Annotated in this window: 24 protein-coding genes; 16 read left to right on the top strand and 8 right to left on the bottom strand. The window is 61.9% G+C overall.

Annotation, left to right across the window (positions count from 1 at the left end):
- Nucleotides 1–144: 144 nt before the first annotated feature.
- Complete coding sequence (locus BLS08_RS08875; protein ID WP_017677992.1) at nucleotides 145–1077, top strand: lipid A biosynthesis lauroyl acyltransferase; 933 nt, start codon at nucleotides 145–147, stop codon at nucleotides 1075–1077.
- Between the two features lie 35 nt (nucleotides 1078–1112).
- A complete protein-coding gene (locus BLS08_RS08870; protein ID WP_017677991.1) occupies nucleotides 1113–2294 on the top strand; it encodes a patatin-like phospholipase family protein in 1182 nt (393 codons plus the stop codon).
- A 6-nt stretch (nucleotides 2295–2300) separates the two neighbouring features.
- Here the strand turns inward: BLS08_RS08870 and BLS08_RS08865 are convergent, their stop codons facing one another.
- From BLS08_RS08865 to BLS08_RS08850, 4 genes are all read right to left on the bottom strand, one after another.
- Complete coding sequence (locus BLS08_RS08865) at nucleotides 2301–3155, bottom strand: pirin family protein (RefSeq protein ID WP_017677990.1); 855 nt, start codon at nucleotides 3153–3155, stop codon at nucleotides 2301–2303.
- A 109-nt stretch (nucleotides 3156–3264) separates the two neighbouring features.
- A complete protein-coding gene (locus tag BLS08_RS08860; protein WP_231976629.1) occupies nucleotides 3265–4014 on the bottom strand; it encodes an MlaA family lipoprotein in 750 nt (249 codons plus the stop codon).
- Between the two features lie 13 nt (nucleotides 4015–4027).
- Nucleotides 4028–5326, bottom strand: a complete 1299-nt coding sequence (locus tag BLS08_RS08855; protein ID WP_017677988.1) for an alpha/beta fold hydrolase family protein — start codon at nucleotides 5324–5326, stop codon at nucleotides 4028–4030.
- 154 nt (nucleotides 5327–5480) lie between these two features.
- A complete protein-coding gene (locus BLS08_RS08850; protein WP_017677987.1) occupies nucleotides 5481–5705 on the bottom strand; it encodes a DUF2061 domain-containing protein in 225 nt (74 codons plus the stop codon).
- A gap of 192 nt (nucleotides 5706–5897) precedes the next feature.
- On the opposite strand from BLS08_RS08850, the gene BLS08_RS08845 reads away from it, so the two are divergent.
- The 8 genes from BLS08_RS08845 (at nucleotide 5898) to BLS08_RS08810 (ending at nucleotide 12104) form a co-directional block, all read left to right on the top strand.
- A complete protein-coding gene (locus tag BLS08_RS08845) occupies nucleotides 5898–6227 on the top strand; it encodes a DHCW motif cupin fold protein (RefSeq protein ID WP_017677986.1) in 330 nt (109 codons plus the stop codon).
- Between the two features lie 6 nt (nucleotides 6228–6233).
- Nucleotides 6234–6602: a DUF2784 domain-containing protein gene (locus tag BLS08_RS08840; RefSeq protein ID WP_017677985.1), complete on the top strand. Its 369-nt coding sequence runs from the start codon at nucleotides 6234–6236 to the stop codon at nucleotides 6600–6602.
- Between the two features lie 105 nt (nucleotides 6603–6707).
- Entirely contained in the window at nucleotides 6708–7520 is an 813-nt protein-coding gene (locus BLS08_RS08835; RefSeq protein ID WP_017677984.1) for an SDR family oxidoreductase, read from the top strand.
- Between the two features lie 100 nt (nucleotides 7521–7620).
- Nucleotides 7621–8784 (top strand): MFS transporter, encoded by a 1164-nt coding sequence (locus BLS08_RS08830; RefSeq protein ID WP_026088670.1) that lies wholly within the window; start codon nucleotides 7621–7623, stop codon nucleotides 8782–8784.
- A 74-nt stretch (nucleotides 8785–8858) separates the two neighbouring features.
- The gene (locus tag BLS08_RS08825) at nucleotides 8859–9287 is read left to right on the top strand and encodes a hypothetical protein (RefSeq protein WP_017677982.1); all 429 of its coding nucleotides are present in this window, start codon (nucleotides 8859–8861) and stop codon (nucleotides 9285–9287) included.
- Nucleotides 9288–9296: 9 nt separating this feature from the next.
- Nucleotides 9297–9629, top strand: coding sequence for a YnfA family protein (locus tag BLS08_RS08820; protein ID WP_017677981.1), 333 nt, complete (start codon nucleotides 9297–9299; stop codon nucleotides 9627–9629).
- 158 nt (nucleotides 9630–9787) lie between these two features.
- Nucleotides 9788–11092: an OprO/OprP family phosphate-selective porin gene (locus BLS08_RS08815; RefSeq protein ID WP_017677980.1), complete on the top strand. Its 1305-nt coding sequence runs from the start codon at nucleotides 9788–9790 to the stop codon at nucleotides 11090–11092.
- Between the two features lie 82 nt (nucleotides 11093–11174).
- Entirely contained in the window at nucleotides 11175–12104 is a 930-nt protein-coding gene (locus BLS08_RS08810) for a ParB/Srx family N-terminal domain-containing protein (RefSeq protein WP_017677979.1), read from the top strand.
- 52 nt (nucleotides 12105–12156) lie between these two features.
- Here the strand turns inward: BLS08_RS08810 and BLS08_RS08805 are convergent, their stop codons facing one another.
- Nucleotides 12157–12759 (bottom strand): inorganic diphosphatase, encoded by a 603-nt coding sequence (locus tag BLS08_RS08805; RefSeq protein WP_017677978.1) that lies wholly within the window; start codon nucleotides 12757–12759, stop codon nucleotides 12157–12159.
- A 102-nt stretch (nucleotides 12760–12861) separates the two neighbouring features.
- On the opposite strand from BLS08_RS08805, the gene BLS08_RS08800 reads away from it, so the two are divergent.
- The 3 genes from BLS08_RS08800 (at nucleotide 12862) to BLS08_RS08790 (ending at nucleotide 16261) form a co-directional block, all read left to right on the top strand.
- Entirely contained in the window at nucleotides 12862–13995 is a 1134-nt protein-coding gene (locus BLS08_RS08800; protein WP_017677977.1) for a GNAT family N-acetyltransferase, read from the top strand.
- Nucleotides 13996–14462: 467 nt separating this feature from the next.
- Nucleotides 14463–15947: a sodium/proline symporter PutP gene (gene putP, locus BLS08_RS08795; protein ID WP_026088669.1), complete on the top strand. Its 1485-nt coding sequence runs from the start codon at nucleotides 14463–14465 to the stop codon at nucleotides 15945–15947.
- Nucleotides 15948–16048: 101 nt separating this feature from the next.
- Complete coding sequence (locus BLS08_RS08790; protein ID WP_017677975.1) at nucleotides 16049–16261, top strand: VF530 family protein; 213 nt, start codon at nucleotides 16049–16051, stop codon at nucleotides 16259–16261.
- Between the two features lie 15 nt (nucleotides 16262–16276).
- Here BLS08_RS08790 and BLS08_RS08785 read toward each other — a convergent pair whose 3' ends face one another.
- Complete coding sequence (locus BLS08_RS08785; RefSeq protein WP_017677974.1) at nucleotides 16277–17161, bottom strand: alpha/beta hydrolase; 885 nt, start codon at nucleotides 17159–17161, stop codon at nucleotides 16277–16279.
- A gap of 95 nt (nucleotides 17162–17256) precedes the next feature.
- Nucleotides 17257–20355 carry a transglycosylase domain-containing protein gene (locus BLS08_RS08780; protein ID WP_017677973.1) on the bottom strand — a complete coding sequence of 1033 codons (3099 nt, stop codon included), beginning with the start codon at nucleotides 20353–20355 and terminating at the stop codon, nucleotides 17257–17259.
- 178 nt (nucleotides 20356–20533) lie between these two features.
- On the opposite strand from BLS08_RS08780, the gene BLS08_RS08775 reads away from it, so the two are divergent.
- The 3 genes from BLS08_RS08775 to BLS08_RS08765 are packed head-to-tail and all read left to right on the top strand — an operon-like array spanning nucleotide 20534 to nucleotide 22459.
- Nucleotides 20534–21214, top strand: coding sequence for a class I SAM-dependent methyltransferase (locus tag BLS08_RS08775; RefSeq protein ID WP_004423451.1), 681 nt, complete (start codon nucleotides 20534–20536; stop codon nucleotides 21212–21214).
- 2 nt (nucleotides 21215–21216) lie between these two features.
- The gene (locus BLS08_RS08770; protein ID WP_017677972.1) at nucleotides 21217–21651 is read left to right on the top strand and encodes a VOC family protein; all 435 of its coding nucleotides are present in this window, start codon (nucleotides 21217–21219) and stop codon (nucleotides 21649–21651) included.
- A complete protein-coding gene (locus BLS08_RS08765) occupies nucleotides 21638–22459 on the top strand; it encodes an aldo/keto reductase (protein WP_017677971.1) in 822 nt (273 codons plus the stop codon). The genes BLS08_RS08770 and BLS08_RS08765 overlap by 14 nt, the downstream gene beginning before the upstream one ends.
- A gap of 101 nt (nucleotides 22460–22560) precedes the next feature.
- Here BLS08_RS08765 and BLS08_RS08760 read toward each other — a convergent pair whose 3' ends face one another.
- A complete protein-coding gene (locus BLS08_RS08760) occupies nucleotides 22561–23517 on the bottom strand; it encodes a hypothetical protein (protein WP_017677970.1) in 957 nt (318 codons plus the stop codon).
- Between the last annotated feature and the right edge of the window lie 8 nt (nucleotides 23518–23525).

Here is a 23525-nt window from a genome sequence, read left to right as displayed (position 1 = left end):
CCGCGCGCGTCAGCGAGGCTGGGAAGAGGCAAGGCTTGGCTGTCGATTCGCTGTCGTGACCTGCTCTGACGGCAGTGATGCCAGCGAGCTGGTCGGGAAAACTGCGTTAGAATGCGCGGCTTTGTAAGTGATCGGAAACGTCTAATGGATCGCCCCCGCTTTCGCGCCTATTTTCTTCATCCGCGCTTCTGGCCGCTGTGGCTGGGCTTCGGATTGCTGTGGCTGGTGGTGCAACTGCCTTATGGCCTGCAGCTGAAACTGGGGCGGGCACTGGGCTGGCTGATGTACCGCACGGCAATCTCGCGCCGGCAGATCGCTGCGCGCAATCTGGAACTTTGCTTCCCCGACAAGAGCGCTGCCGAGCGCGAGCGCCTGCTCAAGGAGAATTTCGCCTCCACCGGTATCGCCTTCTTCGAGATGGCCATGAGCTGGTGGTGGCCCAAGGAGCGTCTGGCGCGATTGGCGCATGTCGAAGGCCTCGAGCATCTGCAGCAGGCGCAAACCGAGGGGCAGGGCGTGATCCTCATGGCGGTGCACTTCACCACCCTGGAGATCGGCGCCGCGCTGCTCGGTCAGTTGCACACCATCGACGGCATGTACCGCGAGCACGACAACCCGCTGTTCGACTACATCCAGCGTCGTGGCCGCGAACGCCACAACCTCGATGCCAGCGCCATCGAGCGCGAGGACATTCGCGCCATGCTCAAGGTGCTGCGTGCCGGCCGTGCGATCTGGTACGCGCCGGATCAGGATTACGGCCGCAAGCAGAGCATCTTCGTGCCGCTGTTCGGTATTCAGGCGGCCACGGTTACCGCCACCACCAAGTTCGCCCGCCTGGGCAAGGCGCGCGTGGTGCCTTTTACCCAGCAGCGTCTGGCCGATGGCAGCGGTTATCGTCTGGTGATCCATCCGCCGCTCGAAGGCTTCCCCGGCGAGAGCGAGGAGGCCGATTGCCTGCGTCTCAACCAGTGGATCGAACAGGTGGTCAGTGCCTGCCCGGAGCAGTACCTGTGGGCGCATCGGCGTTTCAAGACGCGTCCCGAGGGGGAGCCGAAGCTGTACGGTAAGCGCAAGTAGCGCATCTATACTGCAACGAAAAACAGGACCGCTCGATGACCGTGATTGCCCGCCCCGATGCGCCCGTTACCGGGCTGATCCTCTCTGGTGGCGGGGCGCGGGCGGCCTATCAGGTCGGGGTGTTGGCAGCCATCGCCGATCTACTGCCGGACGCCTCGCACAATCCCTTTCCGGTGATAGTCGGGACCTCGGCCGGGGCGATCAATGCCGTTGGCCTGGCCTGTGGCGCGCTGCAGTTCGGCGAAGCCGTACGGCGCCTGACCTCGGTCTGGCAAGGCTTTCATACCCATATGGTGTACCGCAGCGACTGGCCCGGCGTGCTGCGTCAGGCGGCGCGCTTCATTGGCCACAGCCTGCTTGGCCTGGGGCGCGATGTTCCTGTGGCCTTGCTCGACAGTTCGCCGTTGCGTGAGTTGCTGGAGCGCGAGCTGGACTTCTCCGGCATCGCTGCGGCCGTGCGCCATCGCCAGCTGCGAGCGGTAGCAGTGACTGCCTTCGGCTACGAAAGTGGCCAGGCGGTGACCTTCTATCAGGGCCGCGCCACTATCGATCCCTGGTTCCGCCATCGTCGCGTCGGTGTACCGACGCGTCTGCAGCTCGACCATTTGCTGGCCAGCGCGTCGATCCCGCTGATCTTTCCGCCGGTGAAGATCAACCGTGAGTATTTTGGCGACGGCGCAGTGCGCCAGGCGGCGCCGATCAGCCCGGCACTGCATCTCGGGGCCAGCCGCGTGCTGGTGATCGGTGTCAGCGGCAATGCCCAGCTCGAACCCAATGCCGAGCTGCCGCGCGTGATCAGCACTCGACCGCCGAGCCTGGCGCAGATCGGCGGGCATATGCTCAACAGTACCTTTATCGACAATCTGGAGACGGACATCGAGCTGCTCGAGCGGCTCAACCAGATGAGCGCACTGGTGCCGCCGGAGCGGCGTCCGCGTGGCTTGGGTTTGAACCCGGTGGACGTGCTGGTGATCGCGCCGAGCCAGCCGCTGGATCAGATCGCCGCGCGCCATCAGCGTGAGCTGCCCAAGGCGCTGCGCCTGTTTCTGCGCGGCCCGGGGGCGACCAAGGCCGGTGGAGCGGGCGTGCTCAGTTACCTGTTGTTCGAGCCCGGCTACTGCAGTGAACTGATCGAGTTGGGTTATCAGGATGCGATGACGCGCAAGGCCGACCTCTGCCGTTTTCTCGGGTTGGCCGAGGTCGCCCATTCCGCTTGATGCACGTCAGGCCAGCACACCATCACGAAAATCGCGCATGGCCTGCTCGATTTCCTCGCGGCTGTTCATCACGAACGGTCCGTACTGGACGATGGGTTCGTTCAGTGGTGTGCCGGCGATCAGCAATACCCGCGCACCATGGGTGCTGGCCAGGTGCAGCTCACCCTCGTCGGATAGCCGCACCAGACGCCCGGCGCTGACCGGTTGTGTACTGGCCTCGGGCAGCTCGAGCAGGCCTTGGTAAACGTACAGCATGACCCGCTGACCATCGGCCAGGCGCGGTGAAACCTGACTGCCGGCCGGCAGGTTCAGGTCGAACAGCTGAGGCTGGGTATGTGGCCGCTGCACGGCGCCGGCCTGGCGGATCTCGCCGTCATCGAATTCACCAGCGATCACCACCACCTCGGCGCCGGACGCCGTGTTGATGCGCGGGATGTCGGTGGCTGGAATATCGCGGTAGCCCGCTTCACCCAACTTGTCCTTGGCTGGCAGGTTGAGCCACAGTTGGAAGCCGCGCATGGCGCCGGACTCCTGCTCGGGCATCTCGCTGTGGATGATGCCGCGCGCAGCCGTCATCCATTGCACGCCGCCGCTGCCGAGCAGGCCGACGTTGCCCAGATGGTCTTCATGGCGCATGCGCCCTTCGAGCATGTAGGTGATGGTTTCGAAACCACGATGCGGGTGCGGCGGGAAGCCGGCGATGTAGTCGTCGGGGTTGTCGGTGGAAAACTCGTCGAGCATCAGGAAGGGGTCGAAGCGTTCCAGGCCCGGTCCGCCGATCACGCGGTTGAGGCGCACACCGGCGCCGTCCGAGGCGGGTTGGCCAGGCTGGATGCTGATGACGCGGCGTTGCGAGGTCATGGCGGCTCCTTGAAAGGTAGGAATGACGCCATGCTAGTCGCATTTAATCGATGTTTGTGTGGAAAATTTGCGGGCCATGCATCGATAAATTCGATGCATGGCCGAGGGCTCAGTCGGCAATCTTCAGCTTGCGCGACTCGTTGTAGAAGTAGCGGATCTTCTCGTACTCGAACGGCGAGTTGAGTTGGCCATAGCGGAAGCCGGTATTGGCGCGGGTGTCGACGATGCGCAGTGCGGTGATGCCGGGATTGCTGCGACTGGCGTCGGCCACATCGAGGTAATTGACCGCGTTCTCCAGGCTGTAGTCCGCCACCAGCCCGCCGGTGTCGCGCAGGTTCGATGGTCCGAGCAGTGGCAGCATCAGGTAAGGCCCTGCGGGTACGCCGTAGTAGCCCAGGGTTTGGCCGAAGTCTTCGCTCAATCGGGGTAGGCCCATCTTCGTCGCCGGGTCCCAGATACCGCCGACACCGAGGATGGTATTGAACAGCAACCGCGCGGTGCTGTTCATCGCCCGCTTGCCCTTGAGCTGCAGCACGCTGTTGGCCAGCGTGGGAATCTCGCCGAGGTTGTTGAAGAAGTTGTGCACGCCGGTTTGCACCAGGTTCGGTGTGACGTAGCGATAGCCGTCGACCACGGGCAGGAATACCCATTGATCGAAGCGGTAGTTGAAGTGGTAGACGCGGCGGTTCCACGACTCCAGCGGGTCATAGACCTGCAGGGCGTCACTGGAGGCGCGTTCGAACTCCTGCTGATCCAGTCCTGGGTTGAACTGCAGGTTCTGCAGCGGGTTGGTGAAACCGTCTGCGTCGACCTGGCTTTCGGCCAGTGTCTGCCCGCTGGCCAGCAGCAGGGCAAAGATGAGAGTGCTGTGCTTAACCACGGAAGAACTCCAGCATGGCGTCACTGTTGACGCGATAGTTGAGGTTGCCGCAGTGCCCGCCACGCGGGTAAAGGGTCAGGCGGTCGCCGAAAGTGCGGCGCAGGAAGCCGATGTCGCCCGGGCCGAGGATCAGGTCGTCGGCATTGTGCATCACCGAGACCTTGTCGCTGCCTTTGAGGTAGTCCTCCAGGGCGTAGAGGCTGCTCTTGTCGATCAACTGGTTGAGGCTGCCGCCGTCATAACGCGCACGCCACATGGGCATCAACTGTTCGGCGATGTAGCAGTCGAAGTCGCAGCGCAGGGCCATCTGGAAGAATGGCGTGAGGCTGGTGCTCTCGGTGATGCGGTAGTCGCGCGGAGTGATCAGGCCGCGGCGGTTGAGCAGGTCCGAAGTGAAGACGATATCGGCAGACGAGAAGCGGAACGAGGTGCCGATCAGCATTGCCATCTGCTCGTCGGAGAGTTTTTCCTTGGATTGCTGGAAGTCGTAGAGCATGGCCTCGTTGATATCGAGGTAGCCCTTGTCGTTGAAGTAGCGAGTCAGCTTGCCCAGCACCAAATCATAGAAATTGGTGCTGTTGTCGATGCCTTGCACCTTGGTCTGCACCAGCTTGTCCAGGTTGCTGACAGAGGTGTAGAGGTTGACCGGCGGGTTGAGCAGCAGCACGCGTTTGAAATCGAAGGCACGCCGGGTTTCGTCCAACTGGCTGACGAAGGCGGCATGCAGCGCCCCCAGGCTGTAGCCGGTCAGCAGGAACTCGCTGACCTCCAGCTTTGGATGCTGGGCACGCACGGCCTGCATGGCGCGGTACAGATCGTCGGCATCATCCGGGCTGTAGCCTGGCGTGGCCGAGCGCGAGGCAGCGGCCATGAAGTCGTAGCTGGTCGGTGACGACAGCTGTACGACATGGAAGCCAGCGCCGTAGAACAGCTTCTTCAGGTATTCGGTGGTGCCGCTGGCATAGTGCGCGCCGGTGCCGGAGATGATGAAAATCAGCGGCGCACGACCGTTCTGCTGGGCCAGGCGGTAACGCAGCTTGGTCACCGGCCAGAAGTTGTCCAGCAATTCAAACTCACGATCCGGGCGCAGGCGTACCGAGTAGTCGCGTTGCCGGATGTCGCCATCGGCCGGCAGCGTCGGGCGCAGCTCCGGCGGCGTGGTGGCGATGGTCGCCTCGAAAGGGTTGGCCAGTGGGTAGCCGTAGCTTTCGGCATCCACGTCGGCGGCCATCGCGGAGGCACAGAAGACCAGGCCGCCGAGCAAGGCGGCGAGTCGGGCAAGGCTGGGCATGTATTAAGTCCCTTTGAATAAGAGAACGTCTGGGTTGAGCAGCTGGCTTATGACAGCAGCAAGCGGGGCAAAGTGCCAGACTATCCTGCCTTATCTCAAGGAAACATGCGTAGCCGCAACAAGAGGCGCGCCGACTGACTCCAGGCTTTTTCAATCAGGCGTGGTGGTGCAGCCAGGCATGCTTTGGGCGCTCTGCCGCAGGCTGACGACGGCGTTCGAAACGCTGCCAGACCTTCTCGTGAAAGTAGAAGCCCACCGAGTTGCACAGGGGCTCGATGGCCGCCACCATGCCGCTGGCTGCGACACTGCCAGTCAGGGCGTAGGTGACGCCGAAGGCGATGCAGAAGTGCATGATGGTGAAGGTCAGGGTCTTGAGCATGATGCACCTCGTTGAGAATCATTTCGTCATGTAAGAGAGGCTAGTCCTGTTCGTCAGTGTCGGGAAATGTGGCCTTTGCATGGTCTCGATAGTGTTGGTCAATTGATTTCTGTTCTTAGAGAGTCTCTTTCTATTTATTTTGCCTCGGGGTGTCTGCGTTAAGGTGGCGCTCTCTTTCGGTGGAGTTGGGCGATGCAGATTAGTGATATTCCCTTCGGCGTAACGGACTGGGCTGCTATACCAGCGACCGAGCATCCGGGTGAGCGAGGCGTGGCACGTTGGCGTACTTGCCAGTTCGGTGCGCTGCGTGTGCGCATGGTCGAGTATTCGCCGGGCTACCTGGCCGACCACTGGTGCCGAAAAGGGCATGTGCTGTTGTGTCTGGAGGGAGAGCTGACCACCGAGCTTGAGGATGGCCGGGTATTCGTGCTCAAGCCTGGTATGAGTTATCAGGTGGCGGATGGGGCCGAGGCTCATCGTTCATCGACGATGTCTGGCGCACGCCTGTTCGTGGTGGACTGAGCCGCAATGCTTTGGCGCATGGCTGCCGATGCCCTGGTGCTGGTGCACCTGGGTTTCATCCTGTTCGTGCTACTGGGTGGCTTGTTGCTGCTGCGCTGGCCGCGTCTGATCTGGCTGCATATACCTGCAGTGGTCTGGGGCATCGTGGTGGAGTGTTTGCATCTGGGTTGTCCGCTGACGCCCTGGGAAAACCAGTTACGCCGCGCGGCCGGGCAGGCTGGCTATGACGGCGGCTTTATCGAGCATTACCTGATACCGCTGATCTATCCGGCCGGGCTCACGCCAAAGATCCAGCTCTATCTGGGCGCGATCGTGGTGTTGGTCAACCTGAGCGTATACGGCTGGCTGATCTGGCGCTGGCGCAACAAGGCTTGATCGCGATTTGCCCTGCCTATTCATAAGTCTGATGAAGGCGCGGGTGCTTTATTGCCTTCGCTACACTGCCAATCATTGCAACCAAACATTGAAGGCAGGGCTGCTATGCAAAACCGCATGATGATCACTGGCGCGGGCTCCGGCCTGGGACGCGAAATTGCCCTGCGTTGGGCACGCGAGGGCTGGCGACTGGCGCTGGCCGACGTCAACGAGGCCGGCCTGGCGGAAACATTGAAACTGGTCCGTGAGGCTGGCGGTGATGGCTTCACCCGACGCTGCGACGTGCGTGACTACAGCCAGCTGACCGCTCTGGCGCAGGCCTGCGAGGAGCAGTTCGGTGGTATCGACATCATCGTCAACAACGCCGGTGTCGCCTCTGGCGGCTTTTTCAGCGAGCTGTCGCTGGAGGACTGGGACTGGCAGATCTCGATCAATCTGATGGGCGTGGTCAAGGGTTGCAAGGCATTCCTGCCGCTGCTGGAAAAGAGTAAGGGCAAGATCGTCAACATCGCCTCGATGGCGGCCCTGATGCAGGGGCCGGGCATGAGCAACTACAACGTCGCCAAGGCCGGTGTGGTGGCGCTGTCGGAAAGTCTGCTGGTAGAGCTGCGTCAACTGGAGATCGGCGTGCACGTGGTCTGCCCATCCTTCTTCCAGACCAACCTGCTGGACTCCTTCCGTGGCCCTACTCCGGCGATGAAGGCCCAGGTCGGCAAGCTGCTGGAAAGCTCGCCGATCAGCGCAGCAGATATCGCTACTTACATTCATGACGAAGTGGCCAAGGGCAGCTTCCTGATTCTGCCGCATGAGATGGGCCGTATGGCCTGGGCACTGAAGCAGAAGAATCCGCAGGCGCTGTACGACGAGATGGCCAGCATGGCCGAAAAAATGCGCGGCAAGGTCAAATCGATCAGCTGACCATGGAGTCAGCTATTTTCGCCGGCAGGCTTGCCTGGTGTGACCTCCGGGGGTAGGGTGGCCGCCCCGGCCTGCCTGCCGTAATGACTTCGGATACCTCGTGAAACCAGTCCCTCGGGCCCTACTGCTAGTGGCCCTGGTGCTGGCGGCGATCAATTTGCGCCCCGGCATCACCTCCCTTGCACCGCTGATCGAACGCATCGCTGCAGAGCTGTCGCTGAGTCGCAGCTTCATCAGCCTGACCACGGCCTTGCCGGTGTTGTGCATGGGCCTGCTCGCACCGCTGGCGCCGCGCCTGGCCATGCGCTGGGGGCTCGAACGCACCATCGTGCTCTGCCTTGGGCTGATCGGCCTGGCGCTGCTGGCACGTCTGGCCGCGCACCAGAGTGCGGTGTTGATCGGCAGCGCCATTGCCCTGGGCGCTGGCATCGCGGTCGCCGGGCCGTTGTTGTCGGGATTCATCAGGCGTCACTTCGCCAGCCAGATGGGGCGCGTGGTGGGCTGGTATTCACTGGGTATGGCCATTGGTGGGGCTGGTGGCGCAGTGCTCACCGCGCCGGCCACCGCGTTGTTCGGTGACGCCTGGCACCTGGGCCTGGCGGTATGGGCGGCACCTGCGCTGTTCGGGGTCATGCTCTGGCTGTGGCTGCCCAACCAGGCGGGTGCTGCCAATGAGCAGGAAAGCGGTGGCCTGCCCTGGCGGCAGCCGCGCGCGTGGCTGATCAGTTGCTTCTTCGCCATTCAAGCGGGCTTGTTCTATGCCATCGCGACCTGGGCCGTGGCGCGTTATCACGAAGCGGGGCTGAGCATGCTGCGCAGCAACTCGCTGCTTAGTCTGGCCATGCTCATGGGGCTGCCCAGCTCGTTCCTGCTGCCCTGGCTGGCGCAGCGCTACAACGCGCGTTATCCGCTACTGTTGGCTTGCGGTGCGGTCACCTGCGGTTGCCTGGCGATGGTCACCTTTATGCCGCGTTTCGTTCCGGAACTGTGGGCGGTGATCCTGGGTTTTTCGCTGGGCGGCTCCTTCGCCCTGTCGCTGGTGCTACCGCTCTACGAAGCCGGCTCGCCGATGGCTGTCAGCCGCTGGACGGCGATGATGCTGTTCACCGGTTACAGCCTGGGTTGCCTGACGCCCATTCTCACCGGCTTGGCGCGCGACCTGTCCGGCAGCTACCGTCTGCCGTTTGCAGTGCTCACTGCGTTGGCGCTGGTGATGACGCTGGTGGCGTGGTTGCTGGGGTGTAGCAGACGTCAGCCTCGCTGAAGAATTGGCAGCAGTTCCTTTCTTGCCCAGGCGTGCTGTGTTAGAAGGCGTTCTGCTTTTTCAGGAGTGCCGGTGTGGAGTCCGAATCCATCGTCTATGGCTGCATCCGCGACTGGCCCTCGGATGACCCCGAGCAACGTCGCCTGCGCCGTGAAACCAATCATGGCGTGCTGGCCGAATTGCCGGCCGGTGAGCTCTGGCCGTTTCTTGGTCGTGAAATGTTCTCCTTCTGCGATCTACCCGGTGCCGGCTTGTACCAGACCCAGGTGATCCACTTCGGCGCCAGCTATGGCGCGATCGAGTACGAATGGAACCTGTGGATCGAAGCCTTCGAGGCGCTGCTCAAGCGTCTGTACTGGGCCAGCGCGGTGGTGCATCTGGAAACCGAACTCAACGGCATGCATACCTTTCGCTGGGAGTCCGATAGCGGCTTTCATAGTCCGCAGGAAGGTGGGCTACGCGTGCGTTGCGCCTGGGAGCGCGAAGGCGCTTTGCGCGGTTAGGAGGCGAGGATGATCAACTATCTATGGTTTCTGTTGGCGGCCCTGTTCGAGATCGCCGGCTGTTATGCCTTCTGGATGTGGCTGCGGCTTGATCGCAGCGCCTGGTGGATCGCGCCCGGGCTGCTCAGCCTGGCGCTGTTCGCACTGATTCTGACCCGCGTCGAAGCCTCCTTCGCTGGTCGCGCGTATGCCGCCTATGGCGGTGTCTATATCGTCGCTTCGCTGGTGTGGCTGGCCTTGATTGAAAAGACCCGGCCAATGCTCAGCGACTGGTTGGGTGCTGCGCTGTGTCTGGCGGGGGCTTTGATCATCCTGCTGGGACCGCGGCTACATTCCTCCTGATCTGCTTATAAGCATAGGAAGTAAAAAGTTCCGCTGTCATCAAATCTTTATATATCGGCAACTGAGCTGAAATAACCCCTCGCCAAGATTCCCCCCAACACGAACGAGCCCATTGCTCGGGTGTTTTCAACACTTAAAGTCCAACAGGGGAATCCTCGATGATCCGTAAGCACTTCGCCGGTTTCGCAGCCAGCGCCCTGGCTCTGGCCGTCTCCGCCCAGGCTTTCGCCGGTACCGTCACCACTGACGGCGCCGATCTCGTGATCAAGACCAAAGGCGGCCTGGAAGTCGCTACCACCGACAAGGCGTTCAGCTTCAAGCTGAGCGGCAAGCTGCAGTGGGACGCTACTCAATTCGATGGTCTGATGGCTGCCGATCAGAACAAGCCGTTCGACGATACCTTCAACACCTTCATCCGTCGTGGTGAGTTCGGCCTCGAAGGCACCGCCTACAGCGATTGGGACTGGGGTCTTCGCCTGAGCTACGACGAAGCCGATGACACCAGTGTCGACCGCGCTTTCATCGCCTACACCGGCCTGGACATCGGTACCTTCACCGTCGGCCGTTTCGGCGTTGACTACGGCCTGGAAAACACCACCAGCTCTTCCTGGATCACCGCCATCGAACGTCCGTTCATGTACGACTTCCTCAATGGTGATGAGGACACTCAGTTCGGCGTCAACTTCAAACACTCCGGTGACAACTACGGCCTGATGGCTCAGGTTGCCACCTACGAAGGTGACAACAACTACAAGAGCGAGGACAACGACGAGCTGTACGGCTATACCCTTCGCGCTCACTGGGCTCCGTACCTCAATGGCACTGACGTCATTCACCTCGCTGCCAACTACCACAACAGCGAGTCCGACGATAACCGTGCTCGCGCTCGCACCCGCATGGGTATCCGTAGCGACAACGACTTCCGCCTGACCTTTGGCGACGTGCGCGTGGCTGACAAGGACGTTGAATGGGTGCTGGAGTCCGGTGCTCAGTTCGGCTCTTTCCGTGCGCAGGCTGAGTACTTCCAGCGTCAGATCAGTGGTGAAACTCTGGCCGGTGCGAAATCCGACGTCGACCTCAGCGGTTACTACGCTCAGGTTTCCTACATGTTCAACGGCGTGCGCCAGTACAAGGCTGCTGACGGTAAGTGGGACAAGCCGGACAACATGAAAGGTTCCTGGGAAGTCTTCGCCCGTTACGAAAGCACCACAATCGATTCCGATGCGGGCGCCATTCCGGGCAACCTGGGTCTGGCCGGTATCGTGGCTGACGACGTGAACGATGAGTTCGAGACCAAGGCCATGGTGGTGGGTGTGAACTACTTCGTTACCCCGTCCGTCCGTACCAGCCTGAACTACGTCGATTACCAGGTGGACAACATCAACACCTCCAACCAGGTCGGTGGCAAGAGCGTGCAGGATGACGGCAAGGCAATCGTAGGTCGCCTGCAGTACGTGTTCTAAGCAATACCTTCATCCGTTGCTCCTGATTGAGCCCCGCCAATGGCGGGGCTTTTTTATCGCCAAGTCCTTTGGAGATGTTTCGATGCGTCAAATCACTTTGATACTGGTTGCGCTCGGCCTGAGTTCGACCGTCCTGGCCCAGGATTACAGTGCAGCCAAGCCCGGTGAGTTGCTTCAGGTGCCGCTGCAAGCGTTGCACCCGACCCAGGCTGCGGTTGGGTATGACCAGATCTACTACAAGCTCGGCCGCTTCGCGCAAGAGCGCAATAAACTGTTCGACGAATATTGCGAGGCCAACGGGCAGGGCGAGAGTGCCAATGTGCCGGGTGACGCCGACCTGCGGAAACCGGAAAGTTTCACCTGCCAGGATAAGGTCGGTGCTCGTAGCAGCGAGATGAAAACCGTGGTCATCGGCCCCGAAGGCAAGTTGTTCCTTACCGATGGTCATCACACTTTCACCGTGCTTATGGAGCATCCCAAGGGCGGTGAAAATCTGAACATGTGGGTGCGGGTGACTGACAACTTCAGTGACAGCGCTGACATGGCCAGCTTCTGGCAACGCATGGCGCAGGCGCGCAAGGTCTGGCTCAAGGACGGCAACGGCCAGGCCATTGATCCTCAACAGATACCGAGCCAGCTCGGTTTGCAGCATCTGGCCAACGACCCCTATCGAGCGCTGGTGTACTTCACTCGCGAGGTGGGTTACGACAAGCCGCGTTCTGGCGAAGTGGCCCCTGAGTTTCTGGAGTTCTATTGGGGCAACTGGCTGCGTTCGGTGATGTCGCTGGATACATATGACCTAAGTGACCGTGGCGATTACCGCGATGCGGTCGAAATTGCTGCGAAGAAGATGGTGGCGCTCGCGCCGGAAGACGAAGTCGGCAACAGTGGATTCAAGGCCCGTGAACTGGGTGGTTATTCGTCGATGGATCGCAAGGAGCTGAACAAAGTAGCCGGTCGCAAGCTGAACTATGCCACCAGCTACAAGAAGGCTCTAGCCGGGGAAAGTTGAAGGCTGTAATTGAAAAGGCCCAGCACTTGGCCGGGCCTTTTTTAGCGGTTACTCAGTTGTTCTTGTAGTTGTCCAGCGCCTTCTGGATCATCTGGCGGGCTTCGGCGGCGTTGCCATAGCCATTGAGTTCGACTTTCTTGCGGCCTTCTGGCAGTTGCTTGTAAACGCGGAAGAAAGCCTCGATGCGCTGGCGCTCGATCAAGGGCAGGTCATCAATATCCTTGATGTTGTCGTAAGTCGGATCGATATCACTGCTGGGCACGCCAATGATTTTCTCGTCCGCTTCACCGCCGTCGATCATCTTCAGATAGCCGATCGGACGGAACTTGATGAGGACGCCTGGATGAAGAGGCTCGCGAGTTAGCACCAGACCGTCCAATGGGTCGTTGTCGCCGCCTAGTGTGCGAGACAGCGAGCCGTAGTTGGCAGGGTAGACAACAGGCATGGACTGGAAGCGATCGACGAAGACCAGACCTTCTTCGTTGATTTCATATTTGATGAAGCTGCCTGCCGGGATTTCCACCGCCATGTGAACGTTGTTCGGTGCGTCTTCTGCCTGACTCGCGTGAAAGGGATGAGTGATCGACTTCTGGGCGAGGGCAGTGCCACTGCCGAGCAACAACGCGACTCCGAGGGCGAGAAGGGACTTTTGCATGGATAACTCCTATACAGAGCTCAAGGTTATAAGGGTTGGCCTCCTCATATTGCGGGTGCATTGTTAGAGATATATTGCAGTCTGGCTTCTGGGACTCAGGTCATGCCCCTCACCATCATCGACTCGCTTCATGCTGTATCCGCGGACGTATGGGACGGACTGCTGGCGCAGCCACAACCCTTTCTGCGTCATGCCTTTCTCAGTGCGCTGGAGGACAGCGGCAGCGTTGGCGGCCGCAGTGGTTGGCAGCCCTCACACCGGCTTTGGTGCGATGAGCACGACAACGTGCAGGCGGCGCTACCGGCTTATCTGAAGCAGCACTCCTACGGCGAATACGTGTTCGATCACGGCTGGGCTGACGCCTGTCGCCGTGCCGGAATCGGTTACTACCCCAAGCTGTTGGGCGCCGTGCCGTTCTCGCCGGTGAGCGGGGCGCGCTTGCTGGGGGATGCCCATGCGGCCGGGCAGTTGCTCGACGCGCTGACGGCCGGTTTGAGCGAGGAAGAGTTGTCGAGCCTGCATATCAACTTCACCAGTCCGGCCTGTGATGCCGTCATGATGCGACGACCGGGGTGGCTGGAGCGCTTGGGTTGCCAGTTCCATTGGCACAATCGGGGTTACCGGGATTTCCAGGACTTTCTCGATGCGCTCAGCTCGCGCAAACGTAAGCAGATGCGCAAGGAACGTGAACAGGTGGCGGGGCAGGGCATCGAGTTCGACAGGCGTCTGGGCCGCGAATTGAGCGAGGCGGACTGGGATTTCGTCTATCACTGCTACGCCAACACCTACCACGTGCGTGGCCAGGCGCCCTATCTGACGCGGGACTTTTTCAGCCTGCTGGCTGAGCGTATGCCCGAGATGATTCGGGTGGTGTTCGCGACGCAGCATGGCCGCGCGCTGGCCATGGCCTTCAGCCTGGTCGATGGCGATACCTTCTATGGCCGCTACTGGGGTTGTCTGGCCGAATTCGATCGGCTGCATTTCGAAACCTGCTTCTATCAGGGCATGGAGCTGGCCATCTCCGAAGGTCTGCAGCGCTTCGATGCCGGGGCGCAGGGCGAGCACAAACTGATCCGAGGCTTCGAGCCGGTTCTCACCCGCTCTTGGCACTATCTCCGTCACCCGGGACTGCATGCTGCCGTTGCCGACTTTCTCGAGCAGGAGCGCTCTGGCGTGCGGGTTTACGCGCAAGAGGCGCGGAGCTATCTGCCTTTTCGCCAGCCTGACAACGGCTGATCGAGCGATCAGGTTATCGGCGAAGGGCCGAAACAGCTGTTTGCCGGAAGTTCCCCAAGTCGGAGATTTCTGTAAAAACTCCAGAGCTTTCAGCAAGAAGCCCGCTCGCTTCTGCCACTAAATTCCGCCCTTCACTTTCGTTACGACCGTTTTTGTCTGCGTCTATTGGTCAGACCAGCATTGCTGGGCTAGACCGATAAGAGAGGTTCATGCAGTCGAACTGTGATGGTAACGCGATTCGGTGGCCGCAGGCGCAAGCCAGGGAGGTCAGGGAAAGTGCCCAGGCACTTGCCGATGCAGTGACGAGGTGGTGGAGGTTTCACTGCACCGGTATCTGCCTTGATCGTGCCCACTCGATATCGGTGTGACGAGGAAGAGACCGGAGCCCCGCATCCGCAAAAGCGGGTGCACTTTGCCAATCAGGGCACGGTGCCCGAGAACAACAAACGAGAGGGGAGCCCCCCAAAATGACAGCTAATACTCCAATGCTCGTCACCTTCGTGGTGTACATCGCAGCCATGGTGCTGATCGGCCTGATCGCCTATCTTCGTACCAAGAACCTTTCCGACTACATCCTCGGTGGCCGTAGCCTCGGTAGCTTCGTTACCGCATTGTCCGCCGGCGCCTCCGACATGAGTGGCTGGCTGCTCATGGGCTTGCCGGGCGCGATCTTCGTCGCCGGCATCTCGGAAAGCTGGATCGCCATCGGTCTGGTGATCGGCGCCTACCTCAACTGGTTGTTCGTCGCCGGCCGTCTGCGCGTGCAGACCGAGCACAACGGCAACGCCCTGACCCTGCCTGACTACTTCACCAATCGCTTCGAAGACAACAGCCGCATCCTGCGCATCTTCTCGGCACTGGTGATCCTGGTGTTCTTCACCATCTACTGCGCTTCTGGCGTGGTGGCCGGTGCTCGCCTGTTCGAAAGCACCTTCGGCATGTCCTACGAGACCGCGCTGTGGGCCGGCGCCGCGGCGACCATCGCCTACACCTTCATCGGTGGCTTCCTGGCAGTGAGCTGGACCGACACCGTGCAGGCCACGCTGATGATCTTCGCGCTGATCCTGACCCCGATCGTGGTGATGATCGCCACCGGTGGCTTCGACCCGGCCATGGTCGCCATCGAGGCGGTCGACGCCACCAACTTCGATATGCTCAAGGGCGTTACCTTCGTTGGTGTGATCTCGCTGATGGCCTGGGGGCTGGGCTACTTCGGCCAGCCGCACATTCTGGCGCGCTTCATGGCCGCCGATTCGGTCAAGTCGATCCCGGCTGCCCGCCGTATCTCCATGACCTGGATGATCCTGACCCTGGCGGGTGCCGTTGCCGTAGGTTTCTTCGGTATCGCCTACTTCGCGGCACACCCAGAAGTGGCGGGCCCGGTCGCCGAGAACCCGGAGCGCGTGTTCATCGAGCTGGCCAAGCTGCTGTTCAACCCCTGGATCGCCGGTATCCTGCTGTCCGCCATCCTGGCTGCGGTGATGAGCACCCTGAGCTGCCAGCTGCTGGTGTGCTCTAGTGCGCTGACCGAAGACTTCTACAAGGCTTTCCTGCGTAAGGACGCCTCGCAGACCGAGCTGGTCTGGGTCGGTCGCGCCATGGTGCTGCTGGTCGCGTTCATCGCCATCGCCCTGGCGGCCAACCCGGAAAACCGCGTACTGGGTCTGGTGTCCTATGCCTGGGCCGGCTTCGGCGCTGCGTTCGGTCCGGTGGTCATTCTGTCTCTGCTGTGGAAGGGCATGACCCGCAATGGCGCCCTGGCTGGCATGCTGGTTGGTGCCGCCACCGTGATCGTGTGGAAAAACTGGATTGGTCTGGGTCTGTACGAGATCATTCCGGGCTTCATCCTCGCTACCCTGGCCATCGTCATCTTCAGCCGTATCGGTCAGGCTCCGAGCCAGTCGATGCTGAGCCGCTTCGACAAGGCCGAGAGCGAATACAAGTCGGCATAACCGTGCCTGCCTGACCCAAAGGCGATGACTGCTTGGCAGTCATCGCCTTTTTCGTTGTTGGAGCCCTAAGATATGCCCACCCTTTTTCGACGGATGCTTCCATGACCAGCAACGACCCGCTCCACGGCCTGACCCTGCAGGCGATTCTCACCGCTCTGGTGGAGCGCATCGGCTGGGAGGGGTTGGCCCGTCAGGTCGATGTTCGCTGTTTCAAGCACGAGCCGAGCATCAAATCGAGCCTGACCTTTCTGCGCAAGACGCCCTGGGCGCGGGCCAAGGTCGAGGAACTCTATCTGCAGCAGTTCAAGTCCTGAGGTCGTTCACCCCCATCAGTTGAGTTCGAGCCCCAGCGCCTGCAACGCCTGCCGATAGCTGTTGCCCGCCATGCGCAGGCCGTTGTTGTGGTTAGCTCCGTCGATCAGCAGCAATTGCTTGGGTTCGTTGGCGGCGGCGAACAGCGCCTCGCTGAAGCGTGACGGCACGTAGCGGTCGTCGCGCCCGTGGGCGATCAATACAGGGATACCCACCTCACCGATCTTGCCCAGCGAATCGAACTCCTGCGACAGCAGCCAGCGCACCGGTAACGAGGTATTGGTCACCGCGGCCGCCACATCACCCAGGTTGGTGAAGCTGGACTCGACGATCAGACCGGCGGCCTGCGCTGCTTCATCTTCGCCCGCCAGCTCGTGCGCCAGGTTGACCGCCACGGCGCCGCCCAGGGAATGACCGTAGATGAAGCGCTTGTCCGCCTCTGGCTGCAGGCGCACCAGATGCTGCCAGGCGATCAGGGCGTCCTGATAGACGCTGCGCTCGGAGGGCAGGGCGCCACGGCTTTCGCCAAAGCCGCGGTAGTCCACCGCCAGTACCGAGAAGCCCATGGCATGCAGTTGTTCGATGCGAAACAGCTGGCCTGTCAGGTTCCAGCGTGAGCCGTGCAGGTAGAGCAGTGCCGGGGCATCCTTGCGCGCGGCTGGCCACCACCAGGCATGCAGGCTTTCATCGGCCGTCAGGTCCGGTGACTGCAGTTGCACGTCCTCGATGCCTGCGGGCAGGCCGCTGAACCAGCGGGCAGTGCCGGGTTCGATGCGAAACACCAGCTCGCGCTCGGTCTGCTCCAGTTTGGCGCAGCCAATCGGTAGCAGCACCAGCAGGCAGGCCATCACAATCAGGCTCAGGCGACGGCGGCGGAGCAGGGCAAACCAGGATGAGGGCATTGGCGATACTCATGAACGGCAACGGATGATGCTGCCATGGACTGCATATCCGGTGCCGGGTTTCGCCAGTCACTGGTCGCCGTGGTTACCGCGTGTTACCGCCAACTGATCTGCGGCGCGCTCTGAGGCGCTTGGCAAAGGGTGACGCTACCGGGTTCCAGGTAGGGCGTAAGTATCGGCGCCATGCCCTTGAGCACCTGTACCGGCAGGGCCGAGGTGAAGGTGAAGCGTTCTGCCTCGCGTCCTGGTACGAATGCGGTCAGTGTGCCGTAGTGACGCGGGCCGAGGAAGAACACGAAGGTGGCCGTGCGGTTCATCGCCCGTGAACTGATCACCCGTCCGCCTGCACCGACGCTTTCCATGCGGTTGTCGCCGGTACCGGTCTTGCCGCCCAGGGTCAGATCACGCCCGTCCTGCAGCTGGAAGGTGCCCTGCAAGCGCCTTGCGGTACCGCCTTCGACCACTTGGGAAAGTGCATTGCGCAGTGCGGCCGCAACTTCCGAGGGCATTACCCGCTTGGCGCCGCGGGTATTGCGCTCGACCCGTGTCTCGTAGGGCGTATCGGCGGCGAAGTGCAGTTCGTCGATGCGCAGTACCGGCTGGCGAATGCCGTCGTTCTGGATGATGCCCATCAGCTCGGCCAGCGCTGCCGGCCGGTCACCGGAACTGCCCAGGGCAGTGGCCAGGGAGGGCACCAGGTGCTGGAAGGGATAGCCGAGGTTCTTCCAGCGTCGGTGAATGTCGGAGAAGGCCTCCACCTCCAGCATGATGCGGATGCGGCTGTCGCGGGCACTCTTGTGCCGGGTGCGCAGCAGCCAGCCATAGACTTCCTGGCGCTCGTCGACGCTGGCTGCCACGGCGTCGCTGAAGGTGGCCTGCGGGTTGTCGATCAGATAGCCCAGCAACCACAGTTCCAGCGGATGCACGCGAGCGATATAGCCCTGATCCGGCAGGCTGTAGGCGCCAGGGCCGTAGTCCTTGTACAGACGCGCGATGCGTTGATCGGTGAGTTTTTCCTGTGGCAGTTGCGTCCGCAGAAAAGCGGCGAAGGTTTCTTCATCGGCCTGCGGCAGCAGGTAGCGGTGCACGGCGCCCAGGCGCACAGAGGTCTGGCGCAAGCCGCTGATGAAGGTCTCCAGGCGCTGCTGCTGCGGCTGGCCCTGGTACTTGCGCCAGAAGCGCAGCAGGAAGGTGCGCCCCTCCTGGTCAGCGAAGCGTTGCAGATATTCCTGGCGGCGTGGGTCCTTGTCGTCCTTGAGCAGTTCGGCGCTGTTCTGATAGGTGCTGTAGCGCACCAAGTCGCGCATCAGGCGGACGAAGGGCAGGTTGATCGACTCGCGCAGGGATTCACGCAGGGTCGGGTTGCGGCCGTTGTCCTCGCGGCGGAAGTTACCGAAGGTATGCAGGCCGCCGCCGGTAAAGAAGCGTTCGTGCGGGCTGGCCGAATAGCGTCGTTCCAGCGCAGCTTCCAGCATGCTGGCCAGATCGGCGCCGGGGTTGGCCAGCAGATAGGCGACTGCCCAGCGGCTGAGGTAGTCCTGCTCGGCGATATCGACGTTACGCAGCTCGGCCGCGTTCTTGTTGGCGTGGCGCTGATGCAGCTCGGCGATGATCTCCAGATAAGTCGCCAGCACCCGTAGCTTGGCGGTGGAGCCCAGTTCCAGCTTGCTGCCTTCGTTGATGTCGAAAGGCTGGTCGGTGCTGTCGGTCTGCACGCGTACCCGACTACCGGTGGCCGTGCGCTCGAACAGGGTGAAGCTGTAGCGCACCTCGGCGGTCTTTTCCGGGGACAGCAGGCGCTCGCCGAACAGGCCGATCTTGCCGGCGAATTCCGGGTCGGCCAGGCGTTGCAGGTAGAGGCTGGTCTCCTGCTGCAGATCGCGTTGCAGGGTGCTGCGTGCGGCCAGATCGAGGCGGTCCAGATCATACAGGGGCATGCCCAGCAGGTTGGACAGGCGTGAACGGGCGACGCTGATGCCCTTGTCGTTTTCCACCGGCCGTAGATTGGGCTCCTGTTGCCAGTCGCGGTATTGCAGCTTCTGCGTCAGCGCCGCGTCACGCAGCTCTGCGTCGATCAACCCTCCTGCCGCCAGCAGGCGGATATGACTCTCCGTCAGTGCTTCCATCTCCTTGCGCCCTTGTGCCAGATAGTAGGAGGGACGGCGTTGGGCGATCATCAGTGACAGCATCTGGCGCAGAGCCAGGCCACGCTCAGCCATGCTGGCGTCGGGCGTGCGGGTTGGGTCGAGCAGCGCATTGCTGCGCTCGAAATCCGCGCCGTACCAGATGCGCAGGCCGTCAGCCAGGCCATGGACCTCGCCATGTCCCGGGGCGGCTGACAGCGGTACGCTGTTGAGGTAGTCGCGCACGATGGTCTGGCGTGCTTCCAGGGTCTGCGGTCCCTGCTGGTAGGCACGCACGCTGGCGGAGATCATCTGCCGCAGCTTTTCTTTCGCCGACAGCGTCAGGCCATCGGGAGAGTGCCGGTATTTCTCCAGCTGGGTCGCCAGGGTGCTGCCACCGGCGGACTGATCTTGCACATCGAGCAGCTTGCCGATCTGCGACAGCGCGGCCATGGTGAATCGTGGCCAGTCTACCGCGGGGTTGGCCAGTGGCTGATCGCTATCCAGCAGGTGACGGTTCTCGATGAACAGCAGGCTGCTGACTACCAGCGGCGGAATGCTGGCGAAATCGGCATAACCCTGTTGTGGATAGCGGAACTCATAGAAGGGCGTGCCACGGCAATCGCTGATGCTGAGGCCGGTTTGGCTTTTCTCGATGAAGGGCGGGAACAGGCCGCGACGGCTGTAGGCCATCAGTGCCGGAGAGAAGCGGGCCTGCTCGCTGATCAGGAAGTCGCGTTGCTGCAGGCGCTCCAGCATCAGTGGCAGGTAGGCGTAACCCTGACGTTTGTCGAAGGGGCCGTCAGCCGGGTAGAGAATATCCGGGCTGGGCCCAGGCTCGACGCGGTAAGTGAGGGTAGCGGCATAGCGGCTCAATTCGCGGGCCTGGAAGTGCGCGCTGCGCAGTTCGAAAAACAGCAGCGCGGTTGCAGTTGCCACCGCTGATGCCAGTAGCAGGTAAAGCACCAGGCGCCAGCGGCGTGGCCGCGGGGCTGGCTTGTCGTCGACCGCCGGCAAGACGTTCGACGCAAGTTCGCGGTGCTGAGGATCCGATTGCCATAACGCGCCCATAGTCCACCGGCTTGGCCTATCTGCTCCACGGAAAACACGAGACGGCCGCTGGCGCCTCGTCTGCTTATTATCAGCTTAGCTGCTGTGAACGGGGCTGGCTGGCGCTTTTGACGCAAAGCGTGTCGGGCTGGCTCATTGGCGCTAGACTCGCTGCAACGCACAAATGCAGGGAATCAGCATGCAGCGCGACCACCGAGAACAGCTTCAGCAAAGCTGGCAGGCCAATGCCGACGCCTGGGCTGCTGCGGTGCGTGAGCAGCGCATCGAAAGTCGGCGCCTGGTCACCGATGCCGCGATCATCCAGGCCGTCTTGGCGCTGCAACCCAAGCGGGTCCTGGACATCGGCTGCGGCGAGGGCTGGCTGTGTCGGGGCCTGGCCGAGCACGGTATCGAACCGGTCGGGGTGGATGCCTCCGCGCCGCTGATCGAGGCGGCTCGCGCCGCGTGCGACGGGCGCAGTCAGTATCGGGTCTGTGGCTATGCCGAGCTAGAGGAGCATGCCGAGCAACTCGGGCGTTTCGAGGTGCTGGTCTGCAACTTCGCCCTGCTTGAAGAACCTTTGCAGCCGATTCTGCGCAGCCTACACGGCTTGCTGGCACCTGGGGGCAGTCTGCTGATCCAGACCCTGCATCCCTGGCGGGCCAGTCATGGCGAGCCTTATCAGGACGGTTGGCGGGTCGAGGATTTCGTCGGTTTCGGCGAGGGTTTCCAGGCACCGATGCCCTGGTTCTTCCGCACCCTGCAATCCTGGCTGACGCTCATCGGTGAAACCGGCTGGCGCCTGGAGTGGCTGCAGGAGCCGCTGCATCCCGAGAGTGTTCAGCCGGTGTCCCTGCTGCTGTTGCTCAAGCCGCTCTGATCATGCAACTGCTGCTCAATCTCGACGTTCCCGATCTGGCGGCGGCGGTTGAGTTCTACCAGCAAGCGCTCGGGTTCAGTGTCGGGCGTGTGCTGTTCGACGGTACGGTTGTCGAGATGCTCGGCGCGGCTATACCGCTCTATCTGCTGCACAAGGCTGCGGCCACTCGACCCTGCCCCGAGGCGGGCGTGCAACGTGATTACCGCCGCCACTGGATGCCGCTGCATCTGGATATGGTCGTCGATGATTTGGATGCTGCATTGGAGCGGGCAGTCGCTGCCGGCGCTCGGCAGGAAGGTGACATCCACGAATATGACTGGGGACGCCTGGTAACGCTGAGCGATCCCTTTGGCCACGGGCTGTGCTTCGTGCAGTGGCTCGGAGAGGGGTACGACCTGGTCACCACCCACACGGGAGAAATCGATGCGCAGAATTGAATTGGCCGGCGTGCAGGTACCGGTGATAGGCCAGGGAACCTGGCGCATGGGGGAAGATGATCGCCAACGCTCGCGTGAGGTTGCGGCGCTGCGTGAGGGGCTGGATCTGGGCCTGAGTCTGATCGATACCGCCGAGATGTACGGCGAGGGTGGTGCAGAACTGGTGGTGGGCGAGGCCATCGCCGGGCGCCGCGACGAGGTGTTTCTGGTCAGCAAGGTGTATCCGCACAACGCCAGTCGGGATGGCGTTCAGGCGGCCTGTGAGCGCAGTCTGAAGAGACTGGGTTGCGAGCGTATCGATCTCTACTTGCTGCATTGGCGCGGGCGCTATCCGCTGGAGGAGACCGTCGAAGGCTTCGAGCGGCTGCGCGAGCAGGGCAAGATTGGCGCCTGGGGCGTCTCCAACTTCGATCTGGGCGATCTACTCGAACTGGATCAGCCGGCTTGCCGGACCAATCAGGTGTTGTACAACCTGCAGGCACGAGGCATCGAGTATGACCTGCTGCCCTGGCATCAGCGCGCCGGTATGCCGCTGATGGCCTACTGTCCACTTAGCCAGGCTGGTGCGCTGCTGCACGAGCCGGCATTGCTCGAGGTGGCCCAACGTCATGGGGTCAAGCCGGCTCAGGTCGCACTTGCTTGGGTGCTCAGGCAGGAGGGTGTGATTGCCATCCCCAAGGCCGTGAGCAGCGCGCATCTGCGCGATAACGCTGCGGCAACTTCCATTGCCTTGAGTGCGGATGATCTGGCTTTGCTGGACACGGCCTTTGCTCCGCCGCAGAACAAGCGGCCGCTGGAGATGGTTTAGCCTGCATTGCCCGGCTTAGGGTGGGTGCGACACGTGCAACCGGCTGCGCCGGACCTCCGATACCGCGCCATATCGGTACCGCGAGAAAACGGCAAATAAGGTCAGTTGGCCGGATCGGCAGCCAGGCGTCCGGCATCCTTGAGCAGTGCCTTGAGGAAGGCATCCTGCAGTTCGGGATCGTTGCGGGTCAGCTCGATCAGGCTCTGCTCCAGCTCGCTTGCCTCTTCTTCCAGACCTAGATCGGAAAGGCGTTTGACCCGGTGTACCCACTGGTCAACATCGCCACCTTCGAGGTCGTCGAAGATCAGGTCATGCGCTTCACGCAGCTTGCCGCGTAGGGTATGGCTGACCATGAGGGTCGTTTCCGCACGCGCGACATCGTCGCCCAGGCGATCTTCGACGCTCAGTTGCAGCATGTTCAGGCGCGCGATGTCCTGTTCGCTGAACGGGCTGTCGAGCAGGTTGAGGCGCAGCACACCGCTGCTGTCGGTGAGCAGTTCGAATTGCTGGTCGCCAGCCTTGACCTGTACCGGGCGCTCGGACCAGGGCAGATTGGTGTACTCCATGCGACGGTCGCGCTGCAGTTCCTCGATACTGGCCAGGTTCTGCTCGGCGCGGCCGTTCGACTCGACGTTCATGAAGGGGTTCAGGCCGGCCATGCCGTAACTGATCCAGCCACGGGTAGCGGTTTCCGGCAGGCTGCCGAGCAGTACGACGTTGAGTACGTTGGCGCCCACGCCGGCTACCACCGCGACCGCGCCCATCGGTACTTCATAGATCTCGCGCCAGGGCTGGTAGGGGGTGTAGCGGTCGTAGCGACGAGTCACCTCGAAAGCGGTGACCTCGTAGCTTTTCTGGTCATGCACGCGCACGCGGCGTTGCGGTAGCTCCAGCACCTTGGGTTCGCCAGCATCGATCTGCAGCTGGTGATCCAGCAGTTTGCGTTCGATGCGCTCCTCATGCTCGCTGCGTTGCGGCAGCTGATTGGCGCAGCCGCTGATCAAGAGGGCGCCGCACAAGGCGGCGCCGGTCAGGCGAAGGTTGTTGCTCGTGTGCATGATGTCTC

It is taken from the genome of Ectopseudomonas chengduensis (assembly GCF_900102635.1).
Lineage (GTDB): Bacteria > Pseudomonadota > Gammaproteobacteria > Pseudomonadales > Pseudomonadaceae > Aquipseudomonas > Aquipseudomonas chengduensis.
Note: the sequence above shows the minus strand (reverse complement) of the source record. Positions and strands in the feature narration are given on the sequence as shown.